This window comes from Arsenicicoccus sp. oral taxon 190 (genome assembly GCF_001189535.1).
GTDB lineage: Bacteria > Actinomycetota > Actinomycetes > Actinomycetales > Dermatophilaceae > Arsenicicoccus.
Window position 1 is genome coordinate 1,077,840 of record NZ_CP012070.1, and the last position, 25,305, is coordinate 1,103,144.

General features: G+C 71.8%; 24 protein-coding genes, 2 tRNA genes and 1 pseudogene. 7 read left to right on the plus strand and 20 right to left on the minus strand.

All coding sequences use genetic code 11. From position 1 onward, the window contains the following. Positions 1-7 precede the first annotated feature (7 nt). From ADJ73_RS05080 to ADJ73_RS05095, 4 genes and pseudogenes are all read right to left on the minus strand, one after another. Complete coding sequence (locus ADJ73_RS05080; RefSeq protein WP_050347351.1) at positions 8-631, minus strand: aminodeoxychorismate/anthranilate synthase component II; 624 nt, start codon at positions 629-631, stop codon at positions 8-10. Positions 632-678: 47 nt separating this feature from the next. Next, the gene (locus tag ADJ73_RS17145; RefSeq protein ID WP_172669702.1) at positions 679-843 is read right to left on the minus strand and encodes a hypothetical protein; all 165 of its coding nucleotides are present in this window, start codon (positions 841-843) and stop codon (positions 679-681) included. Position 844: 1 nt separating this feature from the next. Next, positions 845-1,530, minus strand: a pseudogene (locus tag ADJ73_RS17780) (class E sortase). Next, positions 1,527-2,303: a DUF881 domain-containing protein gene (locus ADJ73_RS05095; protein WP_253272671.1), complete on the minus strand. Its 777-nt coding sequence runs from the start codon at positions 2,301-2,303 to the stop codon at positions 1,527-1,529. Before ADJ73_RS05095 ends, ADJ73_RS17780 begins: the two are co-directional and overlap by 4 nt. A gap of 96 nt (positions 2,304-2,399) precedes the next feature. Between ADJ73_RS05095 and ADJ73_RS05100 the strand changes: the two genes are divergently transcribed. After that, positions 2,400-2,651 carry a cell division protein CrgA gene (locus ADJ73_RS05100; RefSeq protein WP_050347354.1) on the plus strand — a complete coding sequence of 84 codons (252 nt, stop codon included), beginning with the start codon at positions 2,400-2,402 and terminating at the stop codon, positions 2,649-2,651. A gap of 343 nt (positions 2,652-2,994) precedes the next feature. On the opposite strand, the gene ADJ73_RS05105 is transcribed toward ADJ73_RS05100, so the two are convergent. Together ADJ73_RS05105 and ADJ73_RS05110 are read right to left on the minus strand one after the other, a co-directional pair. Next, a complete protein-coding gene (locus ADJ73_RS05105) occupies positions 2,995-3,912 on the minus strand; it encodes a rhomboid family intramembrane serine protease (protein ID WP_050347355.1) in 918 nt (305 codons plus the stop codon). 164 nt (positions 3,913-4,076) lie between these two features. Continuing rightward, positions 4,077-4,562 carry a peptidylprolyl isomerase gene (locus tag ADJ73_RS05110; RefSeq protein ID WP_050347356.1) on the minus strand — a complete coding sequence of 162 codons (486 nt, stop codon included), beginning with the start codon at positions 4,560-4,562 and terminating at the stop codon, positions 4,077-4,079. 163 nt (positions 4,563-4,725) lie between these two features. On the opposite strand from ADJ73_RS05110, the gene ADJ73_RS17705 reads away from it, so the two are divergent. Together ADJ73_RS17705 and ADJ73_RS05120 are read left to right on the plus strand one after the other, a co-directional pair. Further along, entirely contained in the window at positions 4,726-5,679 is a 954-nt protein-coding gene (locus ADJ73_RS17705; protein WP_050347357.1) for a hypothetical protein, read from the plus strand. A gap of 128 nt (positions 5,680-5,807) precedes the next feature. Beyond that, entirely contained in the window at positions 5,808-6,257 is a 450-nt protein-coding gene (locus tag ADJ73_RS05120; RefSeq protein WP_050347358.1) for a DUF2871 family protein, read from the plus strand. Between the two features lie 46 nt (positions 6,258-6,303). Here the strand turns inward: ADJ73_RS05120 and ADJ73_RS05125 are convergent. From ADJ73_RS05125 to ADJ73_RS05160, 8 genes are all read right to left on the minus strand, one after another. Continuing rightward, a tRNA-Ala gene (locus ADJ73_RS05125) sits at positions 6,304-6,376 on the minus strand. A gap of 25 nt (positions 6,377-6,401) precedes the next feature. Beyond that, the gene (locus tag ADJ73_RS05130; protein WP_050347359.1) at positions 6,402-7,766 is read right to left on the minus strand and encodes a linear amide C-N hydrolase; all 1,365 of its coding nucleotides are present in this window, start codon (positions 7,764-7,766) and stop codon (positions 6,402-6,404) included. Between the two features lie 60 nt (positions 7,767-7,826). Beyond that, positions 7,827-7,903, minus strand: a tRNA-Ile gene (locus ADJ73_RS05135). Between the two features lie 84 nt (positions 7,904-7,987). Further along, positions 7,988-8,365 (minus strand): DUF3566 domain-containing protein, encoded by a 378-nt coding sequence (locus tag ADJ73_RS05140; RefSeq protein WP_082177116.1) that lies wholly within the window; start codon positions 8,363-8,365, stop codon positions 7,988-7,990. 92 nt (positions 8,366-8,457) lie between these two features. Then, positions 8,458-11,067, minus strand: coding sequence for a DNA gyrase subunit A (gene gyrA, locus ADJ73_RS05145; RefSeq protein WP_050347360.1), 2,610 nt, complete (start codon positions 11,065-11,067; stop codon positions 8,458-8,460). 64 nt (positions 11,068-11,131) lie between these two features. Further along, positions 11,132-13,207, minus strand: a complete 2,076-nt coding sequence (gene gyrB, locus ADJ73_RS05150) for a DNA topoisomerase (ATP-hydrolyzing) subunit B (RefSeq protein WP_050349266.1) — start codon at positions 13,205-13,207, stop codon at positions 11,132-11,134. 377 nt (positions 13,208-13,584) lie between these two features. Continuing rightward, the gene (locus ADJ73_RS05155; RefSeq protein WP_156188126.1) at positions 13,585-15,405 is read right to left on the minus strand and encodes an FUSC family protein; all 1,821 of its coding nucleotides are present in this window, start codon (positions 15,403-15,405) and stop codon (positions 13,585-13,587) included. A 51-nt stretch (positions 15,406-15,456) separates the two neighbouring features. Beyond that, complete coding sequence (locus ADJ73_RS05160; RefSeq protein ID WP_050347362.1) at positions 15,457-15,849, minus strand: PaaI family thioesterase; 393 nt, start codon at positions 15,847-15,849, stop codon at positions 15,457-15,459. Positions 15,850-15,926: 77 nt separating this feature from the next. On the opposite strand from ADJ73_RS05160, the gene ADJ73_RS05165 reads away from it, so the two are divergent. Then, positions 15,927-16,304, plus strand: a complete 378-nt coding sequence (locus tag ADJ73_RS05165) for a DoxX family protein (RefSeq protein ID WP_050347363.1) — start codon at positions 15,927-15,929, stop codon at positions 16,302-16,304. Positions 16,305-16,525: 221 nt separating this feature from the next. Here the strand turns inward: ADJ73_RS05165 and ADJ73_RS05170 are convergent, their stop codons facing one another. The 6 genes from ADJ73_RS05170 to dnaA form a co-directional block, all read right to left on the minus strand. Next, on the minus strand, positions 16,526-17,251 hold the full coding sequence (locus ADJ73_RS05170) for a hypothetical protein (RefSeq protein WP_156188127.1): 726 nt from the start codon (positions 17,249-17,251) through the stop codon (positions 16,526-16,528). Between the two features lie 170 nt (positions 17,252-17,421). Beyond that, positions 17,422-18,033: a DUF721 domain-containing protein gene (locus ADJ73_RS05180; protein WP_082176752.1), complete on the minus strand. Its 612-nt coding sequence runs from the start codon at positions 18,031-18,033 to the stop codon at positions 17,422-17,424. Continuing rightward, positions 18,030-19,226, minus strand: coding sequence for a DNA replication/repair protein RecF (gene recF, locus ADJ73_RS05185; RefSeq protein WP_050347366.1), 1,197 nt, complete (start codon positions 19,224-19,226; stop codon positions 18,030-18,032). The genes ADJ73_RS05180 and recF overlap by 4 nt, the downstream gene beginning before the upstream one ends. Before the next feature lies 1 nt (position 19,227). Further along, positions 19,228-20,232 carry a phosphogluconate dehydrogenase (NAD(+)-dependent, decarboxylating) gene (gene gnd, locus ADJ73_RS05190; protein WP_050347367.1) on the minus strand — a complete coding sequence of 335 codons (1,005 nt, stop codon included), beginning with the start codon at positions 20,230-20,232 and terminating at the stop codon, positions 19,228-19,230. A gap of 87 nt (positions 20,233-20,319) precedes the next feature. Further along, entirely contained in the window at positions 20,320-21,453 is a 1,134-nt protein-coding gene (gene dnaN / locus ADJ73_RS05195) for a DNA polymerase III subunit beta (protein ID WP_050347368.1), read from the minus strand. Positions 21,454-22,120: 667 nt separating this feature from the next. Then, positions 22,121-23,842 carry a chromosomal replication initiator protein DnaA gene (dnaA, locus tag ADJ73_RS05200; RefSeq protein ID WP_050347369.1) on the minus strand — a complete coding sequence of 574 codons (1,722 nt, stop codon included), beginning with the start codon at positions 23,840-23,842 and terminating at the stop codon, positions 22,121-22,123. Positions 23,843-24,350: 508 nt separating this feature from the next. On the opposite strand from dnaA, the gene rpmH reads away from it, so the two are divergent. From rpmH to yidD, 3 genes are read left to right on the plus strand one after another with little or no spacing between them, the layout of a single operon-like run. Continuing rightward, positions 24,351-24,488, plus strand: a complete 138-nt coding sequence (rpmH, locus tag ADJ73_RS05205; protein WP_050347370.1) for a 50S ribosomal protein L34 — start codon at positions 24,351-24,353, stop codon at positions 24,486-24,488. An 11-nt stretch (positions 24,489-24,499) separates the two neighbouring features. After that, complete coding sequence (gene rnpA, locus ADJ73_RS05210; protein ID WP_050347371.1) at positions 24,500-24,859, plus strand: ribonuclease P protein component; 360 nt, start codon at positions 24,500-24,502, stop codon at positions 24,857-24,859. Beyond that, positions 24,856-25,254: a membrane protein insertion efficiency factor YidD gene (gene yidD / locus ADJ73_RS05215; RefSeq protein ID WP_441293940.1), complete on the plus strand. Its 399-nt coding sequence runs from the start codon at positions 24,856-24,858 to the stop codon at positions 25,252-25,254. The genes rnpA and yidD overlap by 4 nt, the downstream gene beginning before the upstream one ends. Positions 25,255-25,305 lie beyond the last annotated feature (51 nt).

Genomic DNA, 25,305 nt, shown 5'->3' on the forward strand with positions numbered 1-25,305 from the left:
GGTGCCGCTAGCGCTGCAGCAGCGGGCTGAGCCCCTCGGAGGCGGCCACCGCGGTGGTGGACCCGCACACCTCGAGCCAGTTGGCGAGCAGCCGGTGGCCACCCACCGTGAGCACGCTCTCGGGGTGGAACTGCACGCCGTGCAGCGGCAGGCTCGCGTGCTGGACGGCCATGACGATGCCGCTCTCGGTGCGGCCGGTGACGACGAGCTCGTCGGAGATCGTCTCCGGCTCGATCGTGAGCGAGTGGTAGCGCGTGGCCGTGAACGGGTCGGGCAGCCCCGCCAGCACACCCTGGCCGTCGTGGTGCACCTCGGAGGTCTTGCCGTGCAGCAGCTCGGGCGCCCGCGAGACCGTCGCGCCGGTGACGACCCCGAGCGCCTGGTGGCCGAGGCACACGCCGAGCATCGGCTGCGCGCGGTCCCGGCAGGCCGCGATCATCGCCATCGAGACGCCGGCCTCCTCGGGGGTGCCAGGGCCGGGGCTGACGAGGACCCCGTCATACGACCCACCCTCCTCGGGGGTGACGGCGTCGTTGCGGACCACGTCGCAGTCCCCGCCCAGCTGCTGCAGGTAGCCGACGATCGTGAAGACGAACGAGTCGTAGTTGTCGACGACGAGGATGCGGGTCATGACGGCCTTCTGACGGGGTGCGGGTGCGCCAACCCTAGCCCGGCCGGTCAGGCGGTCGGCTCGACCGTCTGGTCGTTGAACGGCATCAGGTCCGCCAGCCAGGGGAAGACCCAGGTGAAGCAGACCCACACGACGACGGCGGCGAGCAGCAGGCACAGCAGCGCCCGCAGCCACGCGGGGCCGGGGAGGGCTCGCCAGAGCAGGGAGTACACGTCAGCGACCCCCGGACAGCTCGACGTAGGCGGCCGGGAGGCCCTGCCCACGGGGGATCGCGCGCTCGAGCTCGCCGTGCACGATCCAGCGCTGCTGGGCGGCGTACTTGGGGTGGCACGCGGTGAGCGTCAGGTAGGCCTTGTCGGGGCGGACCCCCGGTCGCTCCGGGACGGGCTCGATGGCGGCGACGTGCGAGGGGTCGACCAGGGTGTGCGGCCCGACCCGGTAGACGAAGTAGGTGGTGGCCGTCTCGACGATCACCCGGTCACCGGGGAGCACCTTCTCGATGTCGCGGAAGGGGCCGCCGTAGTCATCCGGTGGCCGGCGAGCGCGAAGTTGCCGACCTGCCCGGGCATCGCGGTGCCGCGGTAGTGGCCGATGCCGCGGCGCAGCACGTCCCGCGTGGTGCCCTCGACGACCGGGACGGCGTAGCCGCGGCCGAGCGCGGGGATGCGGACGACGGCGAAGGGGTCGCTGACCGGGACGTCCTTGAGGGTCGCGAGGTCGGGCCGGGCCGCACCGGGTCGGGCGAAGTCGCGCTCCAGCGTGCTGACCGTGTCGTCGTGGGCCGCCGAGGCGGCGACGTCCGTCCACCACAGCTGCCAGCCCACGAAGAGCAGCGTGAGCACACCCACGGTGACGAGCACCTCACCGAGGACACCCGTCACCACTCGGATGGATCTCACTTGGCTACTGTCGCATGCTGCAGCGTCACCGACCCGTCATACGCGGGGAAGGTCTGGTCGCCGAGGTCCAACACGTCGTAGCCCAGGCCCACGGCCGCGACATACTGCTGGATGACCTGCACGGAAGAGTCCTGGTCCAGGGCCCTGCGCATCGACCCGGTGTCACCGATGGCCTTGATGACGAAGGGCGGGGAGTAGACGCGGTTGTGCAGGATCAGCGTGTTGCCCACGCAGCGCACCGCGCTCGTCGAGATGACCCGCTGGTCCTGGATCATCATCGCCTCGGCGCCCCCCGACCACAGCGCGTTGACCACCGCCTGCACGTCCTGCTGGTGGATGACCAGGTCGTCCGCGCTGAACTGCCCGCCGAACGAGTCCACCGACCGCGTCGAGTCGGTCATCGTCACCTGCAGCGCCGGGCCCCGCACGGCCTCCATGCCCGCCGGCTGGTTGAGGCGCGCGGCCGCGTCGGTCAGCGCCGTGGCCGAGGACCCGGACGGCGCGTTGCGCGCCGACAGCGTCTTGACCTGGTCGCGCAGGTCCGCGACCCGGCTCTCCTTCGCGCTGAGCGTGCGGTCCTGGGAGGCCACCACGTCGGCCAGGCCCCGGGTGTCGGAGGCGCGCAGCGAGCTGCCCTTGGCCGTCACCGCGCTCGCCGCGAAGAGCAGCCCCGCCACGACGAGCACCACCGGCACGAGCAGCCCCCACACGCTGGGTCGCCCGCCGAGGAGCAGCCGCATCGTGCGTGCGCGTCGGTCGCCGGCGTCCACCACGGCCCTCCCTCGCTTGGCTAAGGTGTCAGCAGATCGCTGGAACCACCGTATCCCGTGCACCCCCGCGCCCCGGTGAACCGCCTACCAGGAGAGACCGTGCCCGAGTCCAAGCGCCGCAAGCAGTCGACGTACACCCCGCCCGCCGAGAGGGGCTCCGGCATCAAGGAGCCGAGCCCACGCTGGTGGGCCCCCGTGATGGTCTCCCTCATGGTGCTCGGCCTGATCTGGGTGGTCACCTTCTACCTCACGGCCGGTGGCTACCCGATCCCCAACATCCACTACTGGAACCTCGCGATCGGCTTCGGTCTCATGCTCCTCGGATTCGGTATGACGACCCGCTGGCGCTGACCTCACCGCCGCGTCGCCGCGTGCAGCCCTGCCCGTCCTTCCGGACCGGCAGGGCTGTCGTCGTGCTGGGGTGTGGGCGGGGCTGGTCTTCCACCGAGACGGGGTGAGTTATCCACAGGCTTGTCCCCAGCATGTGGGTAATTACAGCCGTGTAAGACCTCTGTCCACCGGGTTATCCACAGCAACTGGGGACAACTCGGTGGACAACCCTGGGGAGAGAGCTTTGGGGCCGGGGATAACGACAGCGGCGCTGTGGACGGAGTGGCCGTGCGCGGTGTGGCGGGCGGGATACCGACCACAACCACACCCGTGGGACACCGTGTGGTCGTAGATCCGGCGGGGCTCAGCCCAGGCCGACGGCTCCGAGCCAGCCGAGGGGCGCGGGGGACAGGGAGTACTTGACGACGGCGAGGACGACGAGGGTGGCGAGGACGGCACCGACGGCCGGCCACTGCCAGCGCGCCCGGTCGCGGGACCGGGTCGCCCAGATCACCGCGGCGAGGGCAGCGCCGGTGACGAAGCCGCCGAGGTGGGCCTGCCACGCGATGTTGGGCACCGTGAAGCCGATGACCAGGTTGATCGCGAGGAAGATCAGCATGGAGCGGACGTCGCGGCCCTGGCGGCGGGCCAGCACCAGGTCCGCGGCGAAGAGGCCGAACACCGCGCCCGACGCGCCCACGGTCGGGGTCCACCAGGCGGCCTGCCACATCCCGGAGGCCTGCATCGGGCTGCTCGTCGCCTGCGCCAGCAGCAGGTAGCCGACCGACCCGCCGACCGCGCTGACCAGGTAGAGCGCCAGGAACCGCGCCCACCCCATGGCGCGCTCGAGCGGCTGGCCGACCGTCCACAGGGCCAGCATGTTGAAGAGGATGTGCATCAGCCCGCCGTGCAGGAACGCCGCGGTGACGAACCGCCAGGGCTCCTCGCGGCCGGCATACGGCGTGAACCACAGCTCACGCTCGAGCCCGGGGACGAAGCTCTGCAGCAGGAAGACCACCGCGCACGCCACCACCAGGGTAAGGGTGACCGAGGTCCCCTGCGCGAGCGCGCCGGCGGGGGCGCCCAGCGAGGTGCGGGCCCGGGGGGCGGTCCGGGCGTTCTCCCGCACGCAGTCGAGGCAGTGGATGCCGACGGCGGCCTGCCGCTGGCACTGCGGGCACGCCGGCCGGCCGCAGCGCGAGCACCGGACGTAGGCGACCACGTCGGGGTGGCGCGGGCACGTGGGGGCCTGCTGGTCGGGCGGCAGCTGGGGGGAGGTCATCGGTCGGGGTCCTCGAGGGTCGCAGGGGCGCGTCACCGGTCCGGGTGTGCGTCGACCGCGGCCCGCTCCGGGGGCACCGCACGTGGGGCGCCACCTCGGCAACGGGCCGCGGTCGGGCGGGGTTCCGCGGCATACGCCACCAGAACCCCGTGGTCAGGCGAGGGTCACTCGGAGACGGTCGTGCTCTCGATGACGACCGGCTCGACCGGCTTGTCCATGGCGCCCGTGCTCACGGCCGCGATCTTGTCGACCACGTCGCGCGAGGACTGGTCGGCGCACTCGCCGAAGATCGTGTGCTTGCCCTGCAGCCAGGTCGTGGCACCGACCGTGATGAAGAACTGCGAGCCGTTGGTGCCGCGGCCCATGCGCTTGCCGGCGTTGGCCATGGCGAGCATGTAGGGCTTGGTGAAGTCCTTGTCGGGGGAGATCTCGTCGTCGAAGGGGAAACCGGGCTTGTCGGGCTGGCCGGTGCCGGTGCCCTGGGGGCAGCCGCCCTGGATCATGAAGCCGGGGATGATCCGGTGGAAGGTGAGGCCGTCGTAGTAGCCCTCCTTGGCCAGGCCCGTGATCTTGGCCACCGTGGTGGGAGCAGCCTCGGGGAAGAGCGTGAGGGTGATGTCACCGTGGTTGGTGTGCAGCGTCCAGTTCATGACGTTCATCCTCGCACGGACCGCGGCACACGACCCGGCACAGGACCCCGGCATAGGACCCCGACGGCCCGGGTAGGGGGGAACCGAAGGAAACGTGCACACGTTGTCCCGGAACGGGCAAGATGGGCTGCGACGCCCCGCGTATCGATCTCCAGGAGGACCTATGTTCCGCAACAAGTACAAGATCGAGAAGAAGAGCAAGCTCGAGCTCGCGCAGGAGGACGCTGCCGCCAAGGCCGGCGCGTTCCGCGTGTCGGCCGCCAAGAAGGCCGACAACGTCAAGAGCAACGCCAAGCCCGCCGCCCTGGCTGCCGCCGGAGCGGTCGCCGCCGGCGCCGCCACGGCCGCCGACAAGGTGAAGGACTCGGTCGCCCACGGCGTCGAGATCGCCGCCCCCAAGGCCCAGGAGGCCGTCGAGCAGGCCGCGCCGCTCGTGGACAAGGCGCACGACACCATCGTCGACGACATCCTGCCCAAGGTCGTCGAGGCCATCGCCGGCATCGCCGCCGGGAGCACGGCCGCCCGCGCCGCCTCCAGCGAGAAGGGCGCCGAGCTCGGCAAGGGCGCCCTCGGCTTCATCGCCTCCAAGGAGGCCGGCCAGAAGCTCATCGAGCAGGTCGAGCCCAAGGTCTCCAACAAGCAGCTCAAGAAGGAGCTGAAGAAGGCCGCCAAGCAGAACAAGAAGGGTGGCGGCGGTTTCCTGATCACCCTCGGTCTGCTCGCGACCGCCGCGGCCGTGGCCGCCGTCGTCTACAAGAAGACCGCGCCGCAGGACGACCCGTGGGCGACCCCGCTGGCCGACCCCTACACCGGCCCGCAGTCCTCGACGATCGGCACCGGCACCTCCACGTCGAGCACCACGACCACCATGTCGAGCACCACCTCGACCTCCGCCGCCCCGATCGTCTCCGACCACGAGGCCGGCGACCCGCTGTCCGCCGTCTCCACCGAGCCGGTCATCCTGGACTCCAAGGACCAGGAGCAGTACGCCGCGACCACGCCGTCCGACGCGACCGCCTACGACCGCACCGACGACGGCGCCGGCCAGGCCATCGACAAGGGCGCCGACCCGGGCGCGGGCCAGCACCGCGACGACAAGCCGCGCGACCAGCACTGATCCTCGGCCTCCCGCACCTGCGCGACGACGGTGGCCCCCCGATGCGGGGGGCCGCCGTTGCGGCATACGGGCCGGGCATCCATCGTCCGATGGACGAGGCGCCCAGCGTGGTCGGGGAGACTGGCCGTATGACGAACGCCCCCTCCCAGCCTGACCACCGACCCGCCGCGCTGACCCCGATCTACTGGGCCGTCGTGGCCTACACGACGCTGGGGCTGGCGAGCGGGCTCTACTACCGCGAATTCACGAAGGCGCACGACTTCCACGGGGTGACGCAGCTGGCGTTCGTGCACACCCACCTGCTGGCCCTCGGCACGCTGCTGGGGCTGATCCTGCTGCTGCTGGAGCGGGGGTTCGGGCTGAGCCGGACCGCGCAGTGGATGCCGATGTGGATCACCTACAACGCGGGGCTCGTGATCACCGCGACCATGCTGACGGTGAAGGGCACCCTGCAGGTGCTGGGCTCGAGCTCGGCCACGTCGCCCGCCCTCGCCGGGATCGCGGGGCTCGGCCACATCCTGCTGACGCTGGCGCTGGTCTTCCTGCTGGTGGCGCTGAAGAAGCGCCTGCCCGCCTGAGCCAGAGGGTCCGCGGCGGGTCGGGAACGGCCTGTGTCGGTGTCGGTGGAGCCTAGGGGACTCGAACCCCTAACCCCCTGCCTGCAAAGCAGGTGCGCTACCAATTGCGCCAAGGCCCCGGTGCGCCGCGAGGCGCTCGGACGACTATACCGGCTTGGTCGCCTCGGCCCACAGCGCGTCCTCGGCCCGGCGGGCTCGCTCGCGCTGCAGCCCCCACAGGCCCGCCAGCAGCAGACCGGTGCCCACGATGATCCGTCGCATCAGGTTCCCCTTCCTCTCGCAGAGCCTCCAGCCTAGTCGCTGCGCGCTCGACCCCCGGGCCCTGACGATCAGGGCGCTCACACGCGGTAGCGGTGGACCTCCCGGCCGGTCAGGCGCCGCACCGCCACCGTCCCCGCCGTCAGGTCGTAGGCGGCCGACCACTGCGTGTGGCCCTGCCGGACCTCGTCGAGCAGCCGCAGCGCGCGCGCCTCGTCCAGCCGGCCCCGGCTGCCGCTCAAGACCTCCCGGCACCCGGGCATACCGGGGGTGCGCGGCGCGCGCAGCGACCGGCGTGCTCGCGAGCTGGAAGTTCTCCAGGCACTGCCACGCCACGCCGCGCCCGCGCTCCTCGATCCGGGGGCGCCCGTCGACCAGCTCCACCGTCGCCGACGCGCCGCTGCGGTCGGCCAGCAGGTAGTGCAGCGCGGGTCCGCCCGTGAAGTCGAGCGAGCACCGGCTCATCAGGTCGGCCGCGGCGGGGACGTCCCGGCACCGGTCGAGCACCAGCCGCACGATGCCAACCCCACCCACGGGCGCCGTCCCCGGCCGCTGCTCGGAGCGTCCCTCCGGGTCCTGGGCCAGCCCGATGAAGAGCCCGTGCTCGTTGACGCCGTCCACCACCCGGCCGTGCGCCCGCAGCAGCCGACGCCGCACGTCGGGCTCCCCGAGCCGACCCAGCTGGTCCTGCGGGAGGTCGCAGAACGACAGGTCGCACATCCCGATCGATCGGGGCCCACCCGTCGCCCGAGACCGTATGACGGCCGCCGGGTTGGGGTCCCAGTCGAAGTTGCGGCCCACCACCACGCGGCCGTGGTCCCCGGCCGCCACGAAGATCGTGCACCCGAAGGGCAGCCGCTCGGCCGCAGCCCCCGCCTGCTCCGCCGACGCGGGGTCCAGGTGTGCGGCCTCGCCGGCCCAGCTGAGCTCGTGCAGCGGCGGCGACCCGACGGTCCGCCACGACGCCAGGGTGGCGCGCTCCTGCGCCGCGGTCTGACGCGTCACCAGAGGTCGGGCGAACGGAGCCGCGGCTCCGCCCGGCGGGCCACCAGCTGTTGCCGGCGAGGCCGGGGTCGCGATCGGCGGGGGGGAGGCCGTCGTCGGGAGGCTCGCGCCCGGCTCCAGCTCGGTGCCGGGCGAGTGCGACACCCCGATGACCGTGGCGACCCGGGCCCCCTGGCCGCACCCTGCCAGGCCTGTGGCGGCCGTGGCGAGGCCGGCCGCGAGCACGCTGCGCCGCGTGACGTCCATGCCGTGAATCTAGCCAGGGATGACGAAAGGAGCCACCGTCCCGGACGATGGCTCCTGCCGTGGTGGGCCTAACAGGACTTGAACCTGTGACCTCTTCCTTATCAGGGAAGCGCTCTAACCGTCTGAGCTATAGGCCCTCACCCGCGCCGCGAGCCCCTGTCGACCAAGGGCTCGGCGCGAGGACTAACGCTACCGCATGCGCCGCGCGCCGACCAAAACGGTCAGTCGTCGGTGAGCGTCTGCTTGACGCCGCCGACCAGGCTCGAGCAGATGTTGTAGAGGAACGCGGCGAGGGTGGCGAGCGCGGTCAGCAGCACGACGTTGATGAACGAGATGACGATCGCCAGCGACAGCACCCGGCTGAAGCCGACGTAGTCCATCAGGTCGAAGTGCTTGCCCGAGGGCAGCAGCGACAGGATCGACTCGTTGATGGAGGAGAACACCCCCATGCCGTTGAGGATCATCCAGAGCACCGCGACCAGGACGACCCCGGCGATGCCCGCCGCCACGGCCAGCAGGAAGGCCAGCTTGAGCACCGACAGCGGGTCGATGCGCTGGACCCGCAGCCGCGCCTGGCGCGGGCCGGCGGTGCTGGTCACGCCCGACGAGGGTCCCGGACGGGAGGCCCCGCGGGGGGCTTCGTCGACCGACGAGGCGGGGAGCGTCTCGGTGCGGTCGTCCTGGGAGCTGCTCACTGGTCGTCCTCCTGGGTGGTGCCGTCAGCGTCGTCCGCCTCCACGCTAGTGCCTGCACCCGGCTCGTCCGCGCTCGCAGCGCCGTCGGCGGTCGGGGTGACGCCCTCGCCCTCCAGCTCGGCCTGCTCGTCCGCGGCCTCCTCGACCTCCCGCTCGGTGCTGCGGGCGACCGCGACGATGGCGTCGTTCTTGCCGGGGTTGGCAAAGCTCACGCCCTGCGTGTTGCGGCCGGTGTAGCGGACCTCGTCGACGCGGGAGCGCACGATCCGCCCCTTCTCCATGACGACCATGACCTCGTCGTCCGGCGCGACGACCAGGGCGCCGACCAGGTCGCCACCCCGCTCGGACGCCTTCGCGACGAGGACCCCGAGGGTGGCGCGGCCCTTGACGGGATACTCCGACGCGAGGGTGCGCTTGGCCAGGCCGTTCTCGAAGACGACGAAGACGTCCGGGTCGGTGTCCTCCTCGATGACGTTCATCGCCAGCAGGTGGTCGCCGTTGCGGAACTTCATGCCGGTCACGCCGCTGGTGCTGCGCCCCATGGGCCGCAGCACGTCGTCGGACGCGGTGAACCGCACCGACTGCCCCTTGACCGAGACCAGCAGCAGGTCGTCGGCGGCCGACGCCAGCGAGGCGCCGACGAGCTCGTCGCCGTCGCGCAGGTTGATCGCGATGAGGCCGCCGGACCGGTTGGAGTCGTAGTCGTCCAGCCGCGACTTCTTGACCAGGCCGTTGCGGGTGGCGAGCACCAGGTAGGGGACGTTGATGTAGTCCTTGATCGCCAGGACCTGCGCGATCGTCTCCCCGGGCTGGAAGGCCATCAGGTTGGCGACGTGCTGACCCTTGGCCTCACGGGAACCCTCGGGCAGCTCGTAGGCCTTGGCCCGGTAGACCCGCCCCAGGTTGGTGAAGAAGAGCAGCCAGTGGTGGGTGGTGGTCGTGAAGAAGTGCTCGACCATGTCGTCCCCGCGCAGCGTCGCGCCGCGCACGCCCTTGCCGCCCCGGTGCTGGGAGCGGTACTCCCGCGTCACGGTGCGCTTGGCGTAGCCGCCCCGCGTGATGGTGACGACGACGTCCTCCTCGGGGATCAGGTCCTCCATCGACATGTCGCCGTCGAAGGGGACGATCTCGCTGCGGCGGTCGTCGCCATACTTGCTGACCAGCTCGGTGAGCTCGTCCCCGATGATGGCGCGCTGCCGCTCCGGCTTGGCGAGGATGTCGTTGTAGTCGTCGATCTTGGCCTGCAGCTCGTCGTGCTCCTCGACGATCTTCTGCCGCTCCAGGGCGGCCAGGCGGCGCAGCTGCATCTCCAGGATCGCCTGCGCCTGGACCTCGTCGATGTCGAGCAGCTCCATCAGCCCGTCGCGGGCGACCTCGACGGTCCGCGACGCGCGGATCAGCGCGATGACCTCGTCCAGGGCGTCCAGCGCCTTGAGGTAGCCGCGCAGGATGTGGATGCGCTCCTCGGCCTTGCGCAGGCGGTACTTCGTGCGCCGGACGATGACCTCGACCTGGTGCTCCACCCAGTAGCGGATGAACGCCGATACCGGCAGCGTGCGCGGCACCCCGTCGACCAGCGCGAGCATGTTGGCGCCGAAGGACTGCTGCAGCTGGGTGTGCTTGTAGAGGTTGTTGAGCACGACCTTGGCCACCGCGTCGCGCTTGAGCACGATGACGAGCCGCTGCCCGGTGCGCCCGGAGGTCTCGTCACGGATGTCGGCGATGCCCTGCAGGCGGCCCTCCTTGGCGAGCTCGGCGATCTTGAGCGCCAGCGCGTCCGGGTTGACCTGGTAGGGGAGCTCGGTGACGACCAGGCACTGCCGGCCCTGGATCTCCTCGACGTTGACCACCGCGCGCATCACGATCGACCCGCGGCCGGTGCGGTAGGCCTCCTCGATCCCCTTGTGGCCCATGATCAGCGCGCCGGTCGGGAAGTCCGGGCCCTTGATGCGCAGCAGGCACGCGTCGAGCAGCTCCTCGCGGCTGGCCTCCGGGTGCGCCAGCAGCCAGTGGACCGCGTCGGCGACCTCGCGCAGGTTGTGCGGCGGGATCTGCGTCGCCATGCCGACCGCGATGCCCGCCGAGCCGTTGACCAGCAGGTTGGGGAACCGCGCCGGCAGTACCGTTGGCTCCTGGGTCTTGCCGTCGTAGTTGTCCTTGAAGTCGACGGTCTCCTCGTGGATGTCGCGGACCATCTCCATGGCGAGCGGCATCATCCGGCACTCGGTGTAGCGCGGTGCGGCGGCGCCGTCGTTGCCGGGGGAGCCGAAGTTGCCCTGCCCGTCGACCAGCGGGTAGCGCAGCGACCACGGCTGCACCAGCCGCACCAGGGCGTCGTAGATCGCCGAGTCGCCGTGCGGGTGGTAGTGACCCATGACGTCGCCGACCACGCGGGAGCACTTGTTGTAGCCGCGGTCGGGGCGGTAGCCCCCGTCATACATGCCGTAGACGATGCGGCGGTGCACCGGCTTCAGACCGTCCCGCACGTCCGGGAGCGCGCGGCTGACGATCACGCTCATGGCGTACTCGATGTAGCTGCGCTGCATCTCGGCGTTGAGGTCGACCGGCTCGACCCGGTCGACGATGGGCGGAGTCTGCTCACTCATGAAATCTCAGGCCTCTCAGGAGGTGACGTATGACGAAAAGGCGGCGGGGTCGCCATACGGCGAGTCAGGCGTCGAGGAACCGGACGTCTCGGGCGTTGCGCTGGATGAACGAGCGACGGGACTCGACGTCCTCGCCCATGAGCACGGAGAAGATCTCGTCGGCGGCCGCGGCGTCGTCGAGCGTGACCTGGAGCAGCACCCGCGAGTCGGGGTCCATGGTGGTCTCCCACAGCTCCTGGTAGTTCATCTCGCCGAGGCCCTTGTAGCGCTGGATCGGCGCGTCCTTGGGCAGCCGGCCGCCCTGGGCCTGCCCGGCCGCGACCATCTCGTCGCGCTGCCGGTCGGAGAACGCGAACTCGTGCTCCCGGTTGGTCCACTTGATGCGGTAGAGCGGCGGCTGCGCGAGGTAGACGTAGCCGGCCTCGATCAGCGGGCGCATGAACCGGAAGAGCAGCGTCAGCAGCAGGGTGCGGATGTGCATGCCGTCGACGTCGGCGTCGGCCATGAGCACGATCTTGTGGTAGCGCGCCCGGGTGATGTCGAACTCCTCGCCGACGCCCGTGCCGAAGCCCGAGATCAGCGCCTGGACCTCCTGGTTGGCGAGGACCTTGTCGATGCGGGCCTTCTCGACGTTGAGGATCTTGCCGCGGATGGGCAGGATCGCCTGGGTCATCGGGTTGCGGCCCTGGGTGGCCGAACCACCCGCCGAGTCGCCCTCCACGATGTAGACCTCGGAGACCGAGGGGTCCTTGGACTGGCAGTCCTTGAGCTTGCCGGGCAGCGAGTTGGACTCCATCAGGCCCTTGCGGCGGGTGGCCTCGCGGGCCTTGCGGGCGGCGATGCGCGCCGCGGACGCCTGGATCGCCTTGCGGACGATCTCCTTGCCCTCGGCCGGGTGCCGCTCGAGCCAGTCGCCGAGCTGGTCGGTCATCGCCCCCTGCACGAAGCCCTTGACCTCGGAGTTGCCGAGCTTGGTCTTGGTCTGCCCCTCGAACTGCGGCTCGCCGAGCTTGACCGAGATGACGGCCGTCAGGCCCTCCCGGATGTCGTCGCCGGTGAGGTTGTCGTCCTTGTCCTTGAGGAGGTTCTGCTTCCGCGCGAAGTCGTTGATCAGCCTGGTCAGCGCCGCGCGGAAGCCCTCCTCGTGGGTGCCGCCCTCGTGGGTGTTGATGGTGTTGGCGTAGGTGTGCACCGACTCGGAGTAGGCCGTGGTCCACTGCATCGCGACCTCGACGGACAGCGCCTTGCCGGGGTCCTCCAGCTCGAAGTCGATGATCTCGTCGTTGACCACGTCCGCTCGCTTGGACGAGTTGAGGTGCTGCACGTAGTCGACGAGGCCGTTGTCGTAGCGGTAGGTGACGGTGCGGCCCTTGGCCCGACTCTTGGCGTCGGTCGCGACGGCGTCCTCGGCGCCCTCGGCCGCGGCGTCGGCGGTCTCGTCGACGGCGCCCATCTGCTCGGCCTCGAGGTCGGCGTCCGCGTCGGCCTGCGCCTGGGGGCGCTCGTCGGTCAGCGTGATCGTCAGGCCCTTGTTGAGGAAGGCCATCTGCTGGAACCGCGCCCGGACCGTCTCGAAGTCGTAGGTCGTGGTCTCGAAGATCTCCGGGCTCGCCCAGAAGGTGATGATCGACCCGGTGAGGTCGGACGCCTCCTCCTGCGCCAGCGGCGCGACGGCCTCGCCGTGGTCGAACTCCATCCGCCAGGCGTGGCCGAGCTGGTGGATCTCCGCGGTGAGGCGGGTCGACAGGGCGTTGACCACCGAGGACCCGACGCCGTGCAGACCGCCGGAGACCTTGTAGCCACCGCCGCCGAACTTGCCGCCCGCGTGCAGCTGGGTGAGGACGAGCTCGACGGTGCTCATGCCGTACTGCTCGTTCATACCCGTCGGGATGCCACGGCCGTTGTCCTGCACGCGCACCCCGCCGTCGGCGAGGAGGGTCACGTCGACGCGCGTCGCGTAGCCGGCGAGCGCCTCGTCCACGGCGTTGTCCACGATCTCCCACACGAGGTGGTGGAGGCCGCGCTCACCGGTGGACCCGATGTACATGCCCGGGCGCTTGCGCACCGCCTCCAGACCCTCGAGCACCTGGATCGAGCTGGCGTCGTAGTCGCCACCCCCGCCCGGTGCCTGCTGGGCCAGCTCCTGCGCGAGCTGCTCGACCGCCTCGGGGCCGGTGGGTTCCTCGACGTCCGCCACGGTGCTCCTCACTGTCTGTGCTTCGTATGCCGATCGGCCGCCTCGACGCACACCCGGACCGGATCGGTGCTGCTCGCCACCATGGCAAGCCGTCGTCCAGTCTATCGGTCCCGCGACGCAAACCGTGCCCGACAAGGCCCTTGGCGGGCGATTTCACGAAAAAACAGGCCCATCCCCATGGTCCCCCTCACGACCGGGTCCGTCAGGGGCCCCTGCGCGCGTCTGACGGAGCATCGGAGAGGCTGAGAGGGGGAGAGGCGTGAGGCGGGGGCGACGTGAGGGGGGACGTGGCAGGAGAGGTAGCAGAGGTGGCCGCAGGGTCAGCCGTCGCGGCGCAGCGTGGCGATCAGACCCTCCACCGCCCGAACGTCCCGCTCGATCGTCTCGGCGGGGCGCGGCCGGGTGACGGGCTCGGCCATGATGCGTGCGAGCGGCTCGCGGGCCAGGTCGAAGGCTGCGTGCGACCGTCGCAGGTCGGGGTGCCAGCAGGCCCCCAGCACGAGGTAACCGAGGGCGGACACCGAGCGCTCCATCCGCCGGTAGGGGGCGACGGCCCGGGGCGCGTCCGCCGCGGCCCGCCGCGCCACCGCGTCGCACTCCAGCAGCTCGTAGTAGAGGTGGCGCCGGTGGTCCAGCGCCGTGCGCGTCGTCAGGGCGTCGGCGGCCAGGTCCTCCAGCACCCGCTCGATGGCGACCACGACGCGGCGGGCGTGGCCGCGCAGCTGCAGCTCCGCTCGGCTCCGGCCGGTGAGCCACAGCACCGCGAGGGCGGACGCGACCCCCACCAGGGTGTCCACGAGCCGGTCGGCGACGGTGGTGTCCACGGGTGCTCCCGGGGCCGAGGCGGTCCCGATGGTCAGCGCCAGTGGGGTGATGGCCACGACGGCGAGCGCGTAGTTGCGCGTGACGAGCAGCTCGACCACCAGCTGCAGCGCCACGACCACCAGCACCACCCACCAGCCCTGCACGTGGAGCATGACGAGCAGCGCGAAGACCAGCAGGCCACCGAGGGTGCCGATGGTGCGGTGGATGCCCCGGACCGTCTGCGTCTCCCGGGTGCCGCCCTGGTGCAGCACCAGCATGGCAAAGGCGACCGTCCAGTAGGCGTGCCCGCGCCCGCTCACCACCGCGACGGTCCCGGCGAGGGCGGTCGCGACGAGGACGCGGGTGCTGATCAGCAGCACCTCCGAGGGCCGGCGCACGGCCGCCCGCAGCACATATCCCGCCCGGGGCCGACCGAGGGAGGAGTCGCGCAGCTGCTCGGCGTCCAGAAACGGGTCGACGCGGGTCGGTCGGTCGATGTCGTCCTGGGCGGCGTCGTCGTCGACCGAGCCCCAGGGCTGCGGCTCGGCTCCGCTCGCGCCCGGGTCGTCGGGCAGCGTCCCCGTGGCCTCGGCCACCGCGCCCAGGCGGTGGTGGGCGAGGCGGGCGGTGGCGGCGGCATACCGCTCCTGGACCTGGGCCAGCGCCGCCACCTGCGGCGGATGGCTGCCCCCGTCGCTCACCGCGGTCCAGCCGGCGTGCAGGGCCCGGGACGCCGCGGCGCGGCTGGGCTCGACCTCGTCCTGCGGGGCGGACTCATAGATCGCGACCGCCCGGTCGGCCGCGGCCACGGCCCGCGCCTCGGGGCGGTGCGGACCCACCAGCAGGTCGCTCATGCCGACGCACCACGCCACCAGGGCTCCCGCGCAGGTCGCGAGGATCGCGGTGCCGGCGCTGGTGCCGTGCGCGACGGCGACGTTGGCGACACCCAGCGTCAGGGCAAAGAAGTAGGCGCCGGGCGGCCCGACCTTCAGGGTGACGCAGGCGAAGGTCGCGAGCACCGCCACCGCGACCAGCGCCACCACGGTCAGGACCGGTCGCCCGGCCACCAGGGCGCCGAGGGACACGCTCGCCACCAGCCCGGCGCCCACGACCGCCATCAGTCGCGCCCGGAACCGCCCCGGCGTCGCCGGGCCGTAGAGGATCGTGAGCACCCCGAGGCTCGCCAGCAGCCCCAGCGACAGCCGACCCGCGAGCTGCGCCGCCGCGAGCGGCAGCCCCATCGCGAGCGCCGCCTTGACCGCGACGACGCGGCGCGGCGCCGAGGGGTTGAGCGCGAGGACGGAGCGGGCGTGACGGCGCAGGGCATCGGAGGACATCGGGGCCATTGTCTCCCGCGCCGCGAGTGCTGGCCTGGGGCCCGGCTGCGCCTACCGGGCGTCGACCACCGAGAACGTCGCGACCCCGTGCGCCACCGGCCGCTCGTCCTCCGCCCGCACCACATCCGCCTCCATCATCACGAGGCTGCCGCCCTCCTTGCGCACCTCGGCGCTCGCGACCAGCTCCTCACCGACCGCAGCGGGGTTGAGGAAGGTGACGGTCAGCGACACCGTCACCGCGCTCTTGTCCTCCGGCAGGTGGTTGCGCGCCGCCTGTCCCATGACGCTGTCGAGCAGGGTGGCGAGCACCCCGCCGTGCACACCGCCATTGACGTTGGCGTGCTCCTCGGTCGGGACCAGGCGGACGCCGACGTCGTCGCCGGGGCGGTCGGTGCGGGCAGGGTCGTCGTCGGTCACGCCGAGCGTGTCCAGGAAGGTCGTCATGCCTCTACCGTGCCCCGAGCGTCCGCCGCTGAGTCCTCCGCCGCTGAGTCCTCCCCGCGTGATCTAGGGTCGGGCGTATGACGAACCCGCCCGCCGCGCGGCGCACCGCGCTCGGCCTGGCCACGCTGCTGACCGTGGCGGGCATCCAGCACTTCCGGCGACCGGAGCCGTTCGACTCGATCGTGCCGCCGCAGGTGCCCGGCTCGGCGAGGTTCTGGACGCTCGCCTCGGGTGCGGCCGAGCTGGTGACGGCGGTGCTGCTGGTGGTGCCGCGCACCCGGCGGGCCGGCGGGGCTGCGGCGACCGCGCTCTTCGTGGCGGTGTTCCCCGCCAACGTGCAGATGGCGTGGCTGTGGCGGCGCCGGCCGCTGCGGTGGCAGGCCGTGTCCATCGGGCGACTCCCGCTGCAGGGCCTGCTCGTGAAGTGGTCCGAGGATGTGCGCCGACACGGCTGACCGCGGGGGCTCGCCCAGGGGCGGCATACCGACCACAACCACACCCCCGGGACAGGTCGTGGCCGCCCGGGGACGCCATACCGACCACAACCACACCCCACGGTGACGTTGTGGTCGCTGGAGGACCAGCGCCAACCGGCCCCGACGCGGCGGCCGGCAGCACCACCTTCACGCGAGGCGGCAACCTGCCGACGTCAGCGGGCAGGCTCCGCGGTCCGGTGTCAGGGTGCGGGGGAGTAGCTTGCGACGACGCCGTCCATGACCTTCTTGACGGTCTGCGCATCCTGCGCCGCGACCGTGACGATGTCCTGCTGGCCCGACACCTCGACCGCGAGCTGGGAGGCATGGACGGTCAGGCCGTCCAGCGGCGCGTGCCAGTCGCCGCGGACCGCCGGGCCACCGGGCGTCGTGGCCTTGCTCTGGGCGTCCAGCGTGCCGGTCGCGCCGCGGCTGCCCGACGTGAGCTGCTCACCGTCGCTGAAGGTGCCCCCGCCCACCGACCGGACCAGCAGGTTGGGCGCCGTCTCGCCGGCGTCCGGACCGACCGCCATCGCCACGGCTCCCGACGCCGTGAAGTCGGCCAGCTCCTGCTCGGTGTATCCCAGGCCGGCCGCCGCCTTGGCGAACGCCGGAGTCCCCTTCTGCTCCCGCAGCGCCGCCAGGTCCACGGCCTTCCACGACGTCGGGATCGCGAGCCGGGTCTTGAGCGCCGGGACGGCCAGCCACTTGGTGCCCGCCGGCAGGGCCACCGGCGTGGCCGGGGCCGTCGGTGTCCCCGACCGCGACGTCAGCGGGGACGGCATCGCGGCGCTGGTCGTCGCCGAGCTGGTCGGCGCCGTCGTGGTGGTCGTCGTGGTCGAGGTGGTCTGGGTGGCCCCGCCACCGGAGCACCCCGCCACCAGCAGGGCCAGGACGGTCAACGGAGCAGCGAGACAGCGCACAGACATGCACCCACGGTAACCGAGCACCCTGGCAGCCCCTCCACGTCACCAACCCGCGTCAGCACCCGACGTCGACTCCGTCGCCACGCGCGCCGTGTCGTCGGTCAGCCCTACCTCCCGGCCGACCTCCTCACGGTCCCGCGTCGACTTCGTCGCCGCGCGCGCCGTGTCGTCGGTCAGCCATACGTGTCTCGAGGGCCCCGACCATCACTCGACCGCCTCGGCCCGCGGGACCAGCGCGGCGCGGTCGGGCCCACCACGCGCAGCTCCTCCACCACACCCTCACCCACCTCGGCCGCCAACCGGCCGAGGATCGACGAGGTCATCAGTCGCAGCTGCGTGGCCCACGCCGTCGACGAGGCCCGCACCGTCAGCACCCCGTCGTCAAAGGTCAGCGGCTCGCTGTGCTCCGCCACGTCCGCCCCGACCACCTGGGGCCACCGGCCCATGACGGACCCCACCTTCACCTCCGACTGCCAGCCCCGCCCCGCCACCAGCCGGGCCAGGGTGTCGCCGAGCAGCAAGGGGTCGCGGCCGTCGACCTCGACCGCGCTGCCGCTGAGCATGACCTCCGACGGTCGCCGACGCCGACGCGGCGCCGACCCGGGGCGCAACCCCTTGGCCTTGGCCACGGAGCGTGCCCGGAGCAGTGCGTCGGCGGCCGCGAGGCGCGCCGCGTCCGGGTCCAGCCGCGGGTCGGGCTCGTCGGCCGACTCCTCGAGCCGAGCCGCGAAACCCTCGTAGGGTGGGTCGGCGGGGGCGTCATACGGCTCGTCAGACTCGCTCATGCCGGGCTCACCTCCCCGCGTTTCACGTGGAACCTCGCCCCCTCGGCCAGCTCCGTCGGCACATCGTCCCCCACGGCCGCCGTGATGAGCACCTGCTCGCAGTCCGACACCATGCCCGCGAGCCGGGAGCGGCGGCCGGCGTCGAGCTCGGCGAAGACGTCGTCGAGGATCAGCACCGGGTCCTCGCGCAGGTCGTGCCGCAGCAGCTGGAAGGACGCCAGCCGCAGCCCGAGCGCGAAGGACCACGACTCACCGTGCGAGGCATAACCCTTCGCCGGCAGCTCGCCCAGCTGCAGCACCAGGTCGTCGCGGTGCGGTCCGACCAGCGTGACGCCGCGCTCGATCTCCTGCTCCCGCACCCGGCCGAGGGAGTCCAGCAGCAGCTCGCTCAGCTCCGGCAGCTCGGGCACCTCGCCGGCGGCGATCGCGGCGGCAGCCTCCTCGTGGAGGGAGCAGCGATAGGTGGCGCGGGCGTCCGAGGCACCCGCGCTGACCTCGTCATAAGCGGTGGTCAGGTAGGGGCCCAGGTCACGCAGCAGCCGCAGCCGCGCGTAGAGCAGGCTGGCGCCCACCTGCGACAGGTGCTGGTCCCACACGTCGAGGGTGTGCAGCGCGCTGGAGCGGTCCTCCGCCTCCGGCGGCCGGTCGTATGCCGGCCGGCGCCGCCCCCTTCTGCGCAGCACGGGGGCAGCCGACTTCAGGAGGGCGTTGCGCTGCTTGACCACCTTGTCGTAGTCGGCCCGGACGCCCGCCCACCGGGGCTGGCGCTGCACCAGCAGGTCGTCGAGGAAGCGGCGCCGCTCCGACGGGTCGCCCTTGACCAGGGCCAGGTCCTCGGGGGCGAAGAGGACCGTGCGCAGCGACCCGAGCACCTCGCGGGTGCGGGTGAGGGGGCTGCGGTTGAGCTTGGCGCGGTTGGCGCGTCCCGGGGAAATCTCGAGCTCGACGAGCGTCTCGCGCCCGTCGCGGACCACCACGCCGCGCACGATCGCCTGCTCGGCGCCGAAGCGCACGAGCGGGGCGTCCTGCGCGACGCGGTGGGAGCCGAGCGTCGCGAGGTAGCCGATGGCCTCGACGAGGTTGGTCTTGCCCTGCCCGTTGAGGCCCTCGAAGGTCGTGACACCAGGCCCGAGGGGCAGCTCCGCGGTGTGATAGCTGCGGAAGTCGCCGAGGGACAGGTGCCGGACGTACACCTCAGTGCTGCTGCAGGTCCTGGGTGCCGGACTCGTCGTGGCCGCGGCGGCCGCTGGCGTCCTTGGCCCCCGAGTCGTCGCTCTTCTCGCGGGCGCCGGCGTGGACGTCGGACTTGGGGGTGCCCTCGAGCATCTGGACCGCGTGGCCACCGAACTGCCCGCGCAGCGCGGCGACGGCCTGCATGGCCGGGGAGTTCTCCTGGCGGGAGGCGAACCGCGCGAAGAGCGACGCGGCGAGCACCGGCATCGGGACGGCGAGCTCGATGCCCTCCTGCAGGGTCCAGCGGCCCTCGCCGGAGTCGGTCGTGAACTCGCTGATGCCCTCGAGGTCGGGGGTCTCCTCCAGCGCCTTGACCATGAGGTCGAGCAGCCAGGACCGGACCACGGTGCCGCGGGTCCACGCCTTGAAGCAGCCGTGGACGTCCTCGACGATGTCCTTGGCCATGAGCAGCTCGAAGCCCTCGGCGTAGGCGTGCATCAGGCCGTACTCGATGCCGTTGTGCACCATCTTGGCGTAGTGCCCGGCGCCGACCTTGCCCGCGTGGACGAAGCCCTCCTCGCGGGGACCCTCGGGGCGCAGGGCGTCGAAGATGGGCATGGCGCGCTCGACGAGCGCGTCGTCGCCGCCGACCATGAGGCCGTAGCCGTTGGTCTTGCCCCAGATGCCCCCGGAGACGCCGCAGTCGAGATAGCCGATGCCCTTGGCGGCGAGCAGCTCGGCGTTGACCGCGTCGTCGGTGAACTTGCTGTTGCCGCCGTCGATGACCAGGTCGCCCTCGTCCAGCAGGTCGCCGAGGGCCTTGATGGTGTCGCGGGTCGGGTCACCGGCGGGCACCATGACCCACACGGTGCGGGGGGCCTGGAGCTGGGCGACCAGGTCCTCCAGGGAGCCGGCGTCGCTGACGTCGGGGTTGCGGTCGTAGCCGACGACCTCGTGCCCGGCCGCACGGATGCGGTCGCGCATGTTGCCGCCCATCTTGCCGAGTCCGATGAGTCCGAGCTGCATGGGGTGCACCTTTCTGGGGCGGCGGGGCCGCCAGCGGGAGTGGTCGGGGACGACATACCCCCGGGGCGGGGGCGGTAGGCGAGGCGATCAGGCGGGGAAGCGCACCGGCATCAGGACGTAGCGGTAGCTCATGTCCGGCTCGGCGTCGGCCTCGGGCTGGCCCACCAGCACCGCGGGGCGGCTCGGCTGGGTGAACTGCATGCGGCAGTGGCTGGTGCCGACGGCGCCGAGCCCGTCGAGCAGGAAGTGGGGGTTGAAGCCGATCTCCAGCTCCGGCCCGGTGAGGGTGCACTCGATGGCCTCGCTGGCCTGGGCGTCGTCGCCGGTGCCCGCCTCGATCGCCAGCTGTCCGTCGGTGAAGCGCAGCCGCACCGGGGTGTTGCGCTCGGCGACCAGGGCCACGCGCCGCACCGCCTCGACGAGCGCCGCCGTGTCGATGACCGCCTCGGTGTCGACCGAGGACGGGAAGATGGACGTGACCTTGGGGTACTCCCCGTCGAGCAGGCGGGTGGTGGTGCGCCGGGTGCCCGCCTCGAAGCCGACCAGCCCATCGCCACCGGCCGCGTCGCCCAGCGCGACCTCCACGGACCCGGAGGCGCCGAGGGACTTGGCGGTGTCGGACAGCAGGCGGGCGGGGATGAGCGCCACGTGGCTGGTGCCCGGGTTGGCGGGGCTCCAGGTGAGCTCGCGCATGGCGAGGCGGTAGCGGTCGGTCGCGAGCAGCGTGATCCGGTCGCCCTCGATCTCGACGCGCACCCCGGTGAGGATCGGCAGGGTGTCGCCCCGGTCGGCGGCCACCTGCACCTGCGCGACGGCCTGGGTGAAGGTGGTGCCGTCGATGGAGCCGCTGGGCTCGGGGCTGGCCGGGAGGGTGGGGTAGTCGCTGACGGGCATCTGCAGCAGCGCGAACCGGCTCGAGCCGCACGTCAGCTGCACCTTGGACCCGTCGGTGGCGAGCTCGGCCGGCTTGGCGGGCAGGTTGCGGCAGATGTCGTTGAGGAGTCGACCGTTGACCAGGACCGAGCCGGGCTCGGTGACCTCGGCGGCGATGGTCAGCCGGGCCGAGATCTCGTAGTCGAAGGCCGAGAGGGTGACCGTGTCGTCGGACGAGGCCTCGATGAGCACGCCGGCCAGGACGGGCGTGGGCGGCCTCGTGGGCAGCGCCCGGGCGACCCAGGTGACTGCCTCGGTGAGCACCTCGCGCTCAAGTCGAAACTTCACCGTCGATCACTCCTCATCGTCAGACCTGCCCCGCCATGTGACACGCAGTCGCGCACGACAGTAGTGCACGAGGCTGACGCACGTGTAGTTCTCCCCGCAGCCCATCACCACCGGCCTCGACGTCCCCTGCCTCACCGCTCGTCCCCAGATGTACGTGGGGCGGATCGATCCATGGTGGCAAGGTCTCATCGTTGTCATCGGGGGTGTGGATGCTGTGGACAACTGCCGTCGTCGCACGTCGAGGCGCTGCAATCGGTGTGTACTCCGTGTGGATGGTCCCGTGGACACGCAGCGCGTCCTGTGGACGACGGTGCGGTGTCCACAGGCGATCCACCGATCTCGTCCGTTCGTCCCCATGTCGTGTGGGACTTATGCCCGAGTTTTCCACCGTGCGCACACACGGCGACCGGATGTGCCCGACAGGACACGATGTCACCCCGCCGAGGACTGTCCACAGGGTTTTCCACAACTGGGGATACTCCGGGAGAGTGATCTTGATCGGCTTAACCCTTGACGCAGAGTCATCGATGTCGATAAGGGAGTGACGACTCACAGACCTGTGGACAACTCTGTGGACAGCGTCACCCCGTGTCACGTCCAGGGCTGAGGTCCATGGGCTCAGGTCCAGGGCGACGCGGGGTGTGGGGCGGCATACGGCCCGGGCGCCTCAGGCGGGGTTGGACTTGATCCGGTTGGTCAGCTCGGTGACCTGGTTGTAGATGGCGCGGCGCTCGCTCATCAGCTCGCGGATCTTGCGGTCGGCGTGCATGACCGTGGTGTGGTCGCGCCCGCCGAACTGCTGGCCGATCTTGGGCAGGGACAGGTCCGTCAGCTCCCGGCAGAGGTACATCGCGATCTGGCGGGCCGTGACCAGCACACGGGAGCGGGAGGTGCCGCACAGGTCGTCGACCGTGAGCCCGAAGTAGGAGGCCGTCTGCGCCATGATCGTCGCCGGCGTGATCTGGTTGGTCTGGTCCGCTGGGATCAGGTCCTTCAGGACGATCTCGGCGAGGGTCATGTCGACGGCCTGGTGGTTGAGGCTGGCGAACGCCGTCACCCGGATCAGCGCGCCCTCGAGCTCGCGGATGTTGGTGGAGATGCGGCTCGCGATGAACTCCAGCACGTCGTCCGGCGAGGTCATCCGCTCCTGCACGGCCTTCTTGCGCAGGATCGCGATGCGCGTCTCCAGGTCCGGCGGCTGCACGTCGGTGAGCAGCCCCCACTCGAAGCGGCTGCGCATGCGCTCCTCGAAGCCGCTCAGCAGCTTGGGCGCCACGTCGCTGGTGATGACCACCTGCTTGTTGGCGTTGTGCAGCGTGTTGAAGGTGTGGAAGAACTCCTCCTGCGTCTGCACCTTGCCCTGCAGGAACTGGATGTCGTCGATCAGCAGGAAGTCGACGTCGCGGTAGCGCCGCTGGAAGTCGCTCGCCTTGTTGGCGCCGATCGAGTTGATGAAGTCGTTGGTGAACTCCTCGGAGTTGACGTACTTCACCCGCACGTTGGGGTAGATCTGCTGGGCGTAGTGCCCGATCGCGTGCAGCAGGTGCGTCTTGCCCAGGCCGGAGCCGCCGTAGATGAACAGCGGGTTGTAGGCCTTGGCCGGGGCCTCGGCGACGGCGATGGCGGCCGCGTGCGCGAACCGGTTGCTCGAGCCGATGACGAAGGTGTCGAAGGTGTACTTGGGGTTGAGCTGGGCGTCGCCGCCGTCCTCGGGGACGAAGGGCTTGCGGAACATCTCGCGGATGCCGGCGCCCTCGGCGAGCAGCTCGCGGTCCTCGTCGTCGTCGTCCGCCGCCGGCACGGCCCGTATGCCGCTCTGCCACCCGTGGTCGCCGCCCTCGGGCCGGTGCTGCTCGTCGTGCCCGTGGCCGGGGCCGGCGGGACCGACGCGGTGGATCCGCTCGTCGCGGACCAGGCGCAGGCTGTCGGTGGCGCGGACCGGGTCCGTGGCGCGGAGGCCGTCGCTGTGATGGCCGGGGTGACCGGGGTGGCCGGGGCCGGCGTCGTGCTGGAGGGGCGCCTCGACCTGCTCCCGGGAGCGGTCGTCCGAGGTCAGGACCGTGGGGTGCTCGTCGCCAGCGCCGCGGTGCAGGTCGTCGTCGCGGTCCTCGGCCTCGGAGAGCTCGAGGGAGCTGTCGACGGTGACGGCCAGGCGCACGTCGCGACCGAGCTGCTCCTGCAGGGCCAGCACCAGCTCGGCGCGGATCCGCTTCTCGACAATGTCGCGGGTGTAGTCGTTGGGCACCGCGATCAGCGCGGTCCCCTCCAGGAGACCGACGAGGCGGCTCAGGCGCAGGAACCCGCGGTGCTGGGCGGAGATCCCGCGCGCCTCCAACGTCCGCAGCGTGTCGCGCCAGACGCGGGGCACGTCCACCTGGGCCTCGGTCACGTGGTCCTCGTTTCGCGTGGTGCTGGTTTGTGGACGGCGGTCGGGCCGAGCCTGCTGGTGGCCCGGTCGACGCAGGTCGGGCGGGGTCCACATCTTTGTCCACAGGCTGTGGACAAACAGCATAGACGGGGTGCAGCCGAGCGACCGGAAGACACCACGCTAGCAACCGGGGCGGGGTGCGACCAACGGGCAGGTTGCTCCGGCGCGGTGACATCGACCCTCCCGGGCGGCGTGTCGGCAGGGGCGTCGATGAGGGCTGGTCCATCATGAGCGCCCGCAGCGTGTGCGCTCCCGGCCGGTTTGACCCCGCTTCGCGCGCTGACGTACCTTGGAGGGCGGTCGGTTCGCGCCGACCCGTTTTGCATGCCGTTCCGCTGCGCTCGTGGAGCCTGACCCCGGACCACCGGTCCGAGGGCGGCTCGGCGGGTCCTCCCGCAGGCGTGCAGACCACCTGCCCGACCGGGTCCACGCCACGTGGGCCGACCGACACCGTCAACGGAGTTGTCCCGTGAGCAAGCGCACCTTCCAGCCCAACAACCGTCGTCGCGCCAAGACGCACGGTTTCCGTCTGCGCATGAGCACCCGCGCCGGCCGCGCCATCCTGGCGGCCCGTCGCCGCAAGGGTCGCGCCGAGCTCTCCGCCTGAGGCGAGCCGGCGTGCTGTCGGCGCAGCACCGACTGCGCGACAGCGCAGACTTCGCCTCCACCGTGCGAGGACGATCCGCGGTGCGTGCGGGCAGCCCCCTACTCGTGGTGCACGCCAACCAGACCGACGCGCGAGCGGCTCAGCCGCCGCGGGTCGGTCTTGTTGTGTCCAAGGCCGTCGGCGGCGCCGTGCAGCGCAACCGCACGAAGCGCCGACTGCGCCACGCGCTGCGGGACCGCGTCGGGCAGCTCCCCGCGGGGGTCGACGTCGTGGTCCGGGCCAACCCCCCTGCCGGGACCGCCGACTACGGCACCCTGGGCGCCGAGCTGGACCGGCTCCTCGCCCGGACCCTCGCGAAGGTCGCCCGGTGAGCGCGCCGGAGGCGCCCCACGGGCCCGGCGCGCGCACCCAGCCCGACGGGCCCGGCGCGCCCACCGCGCACGAGGCACCCGGCGGGCACGCCGCGGCGACCGGCTCGCGCAGCGGTGCCGGCCTGTGGCACGAGTGGTGGCGCCACCCGGCCCGCACGCTGGCGCTCGGGCTGATCCGCTTCTACCAGCTGTGGATCTCCCCGCTCACGCCCCCGACCTGCCGCTTCTACCCCAGCTGCTCCGCCTACGCGATCACGGCGGTGTCGCGGTTCGGGCCGTGGCGGGGCACCTGGCTCGCGGTGCGCCGGCTCGGCCGGTGCCATCCCTGGAACCCCGGCGGCGTCGACCACGTTCCTGAGCGTGGCGAGGACGGTCGCCCGCGCCGCGCGCCGTAGGCGCCGCCCGCGGCGGCATACGGCCCGCACCTGCTCCCCCGCCGCGCCGGA

Bases quoted from the DNA above. Each gene is read 5' to 3' on its own strand.
- ADJ73_RS05160 (WP_050347362.1), bottom strand. From the start codon at position 15,849: ATGACGACCTTCCTGGACACGCTCGGCGTGACCGACGACGACCCTGCC.
- ADJ73_RS05105 (WP_050347355.1), bottom strand. From the start codon at position 3,912: ATGACCTCCCCCCAGCTGCCGCCCGACCAGCAGGCCCCCACGTGCCCG.
- ADJ73_RS05155 (WP_156188126.1), bottom strand. From the start codon at position 15,405: ATGTCCTCCGATGCCCTGCGCCGTCACGCCCGCTCCGTCCTCGCGCTC.
- ADJ73_RS05180 (WP_082176752.1), bottom strand. From the start codon at position 18,033: ATGAGCGAGTCTGACGAGCCGTATGACGCCCCCGCCGACCCACCCTAC.
- gyrA (WP_050347360.1), bottom strand. From the start codon at position 11,067: ATGAGTGAGCAGACTCCGCCCATCGTCGACCGGGTCGAGCCGGTCGAC.
- ADJ73_RS05110 (WP_050347356.1), bottom strand. From the start codon at position 4,562: ATGAACTGGACGCTGCACACCAACCACGGTGACATCACCCTCACGCTC.
- ADJ73_RS17705 (WP_050347357.1), top strand. From the start codon at position 4,726: ATGTTCCGCAACAAGTACAAGATCGAGAAGAAGAGCAAGCTCGAGCTC.
- ADJ73_RS05080 (WP_050347351.1), bottom strand. From the start codon at position 631: ATGACCCGCATCCTCGTCGTCGACAACTACGACTCGTTCGTCTTCACG.
- gnd (WP_050347367.1), bottom strand. From the start codon at position 20,232: ATGCAGCTCGGACTCATCGGACTCGGCAAGATGGGCGGCAACATGCGC.
- ADJ73_RS05130 (WP_050347359.1), bottom strand. From the start codon at position 7,766: ATGGACGTCACGCGGCGCAGCGTGCTCGCGGCCGGCCTCGCCACGGCC.
- ADJ73_RS05165 (WP_050347363.1), top strand. From the start codon at position 15,927: ATGACGAACCCGCCCGCCGCGCGGCGCACCGCGCTCGGCCTGGCCACG.
- ADJ73_RS05170 (WP_156188127.1), bottom strand. From the start codon at position 17,251: ATGTCTGTGCGCTGTCTCGCTGCTCCGTTGACCGTCCTGGCCCTGCTG.
- ADJ73_RS05120 (WP_050347358.1), top strand. From the start codon at position 5,808: ATGACGAACGCCCCCTCCCAGCCTGACCACCGACCCGCCGCGCTGACC.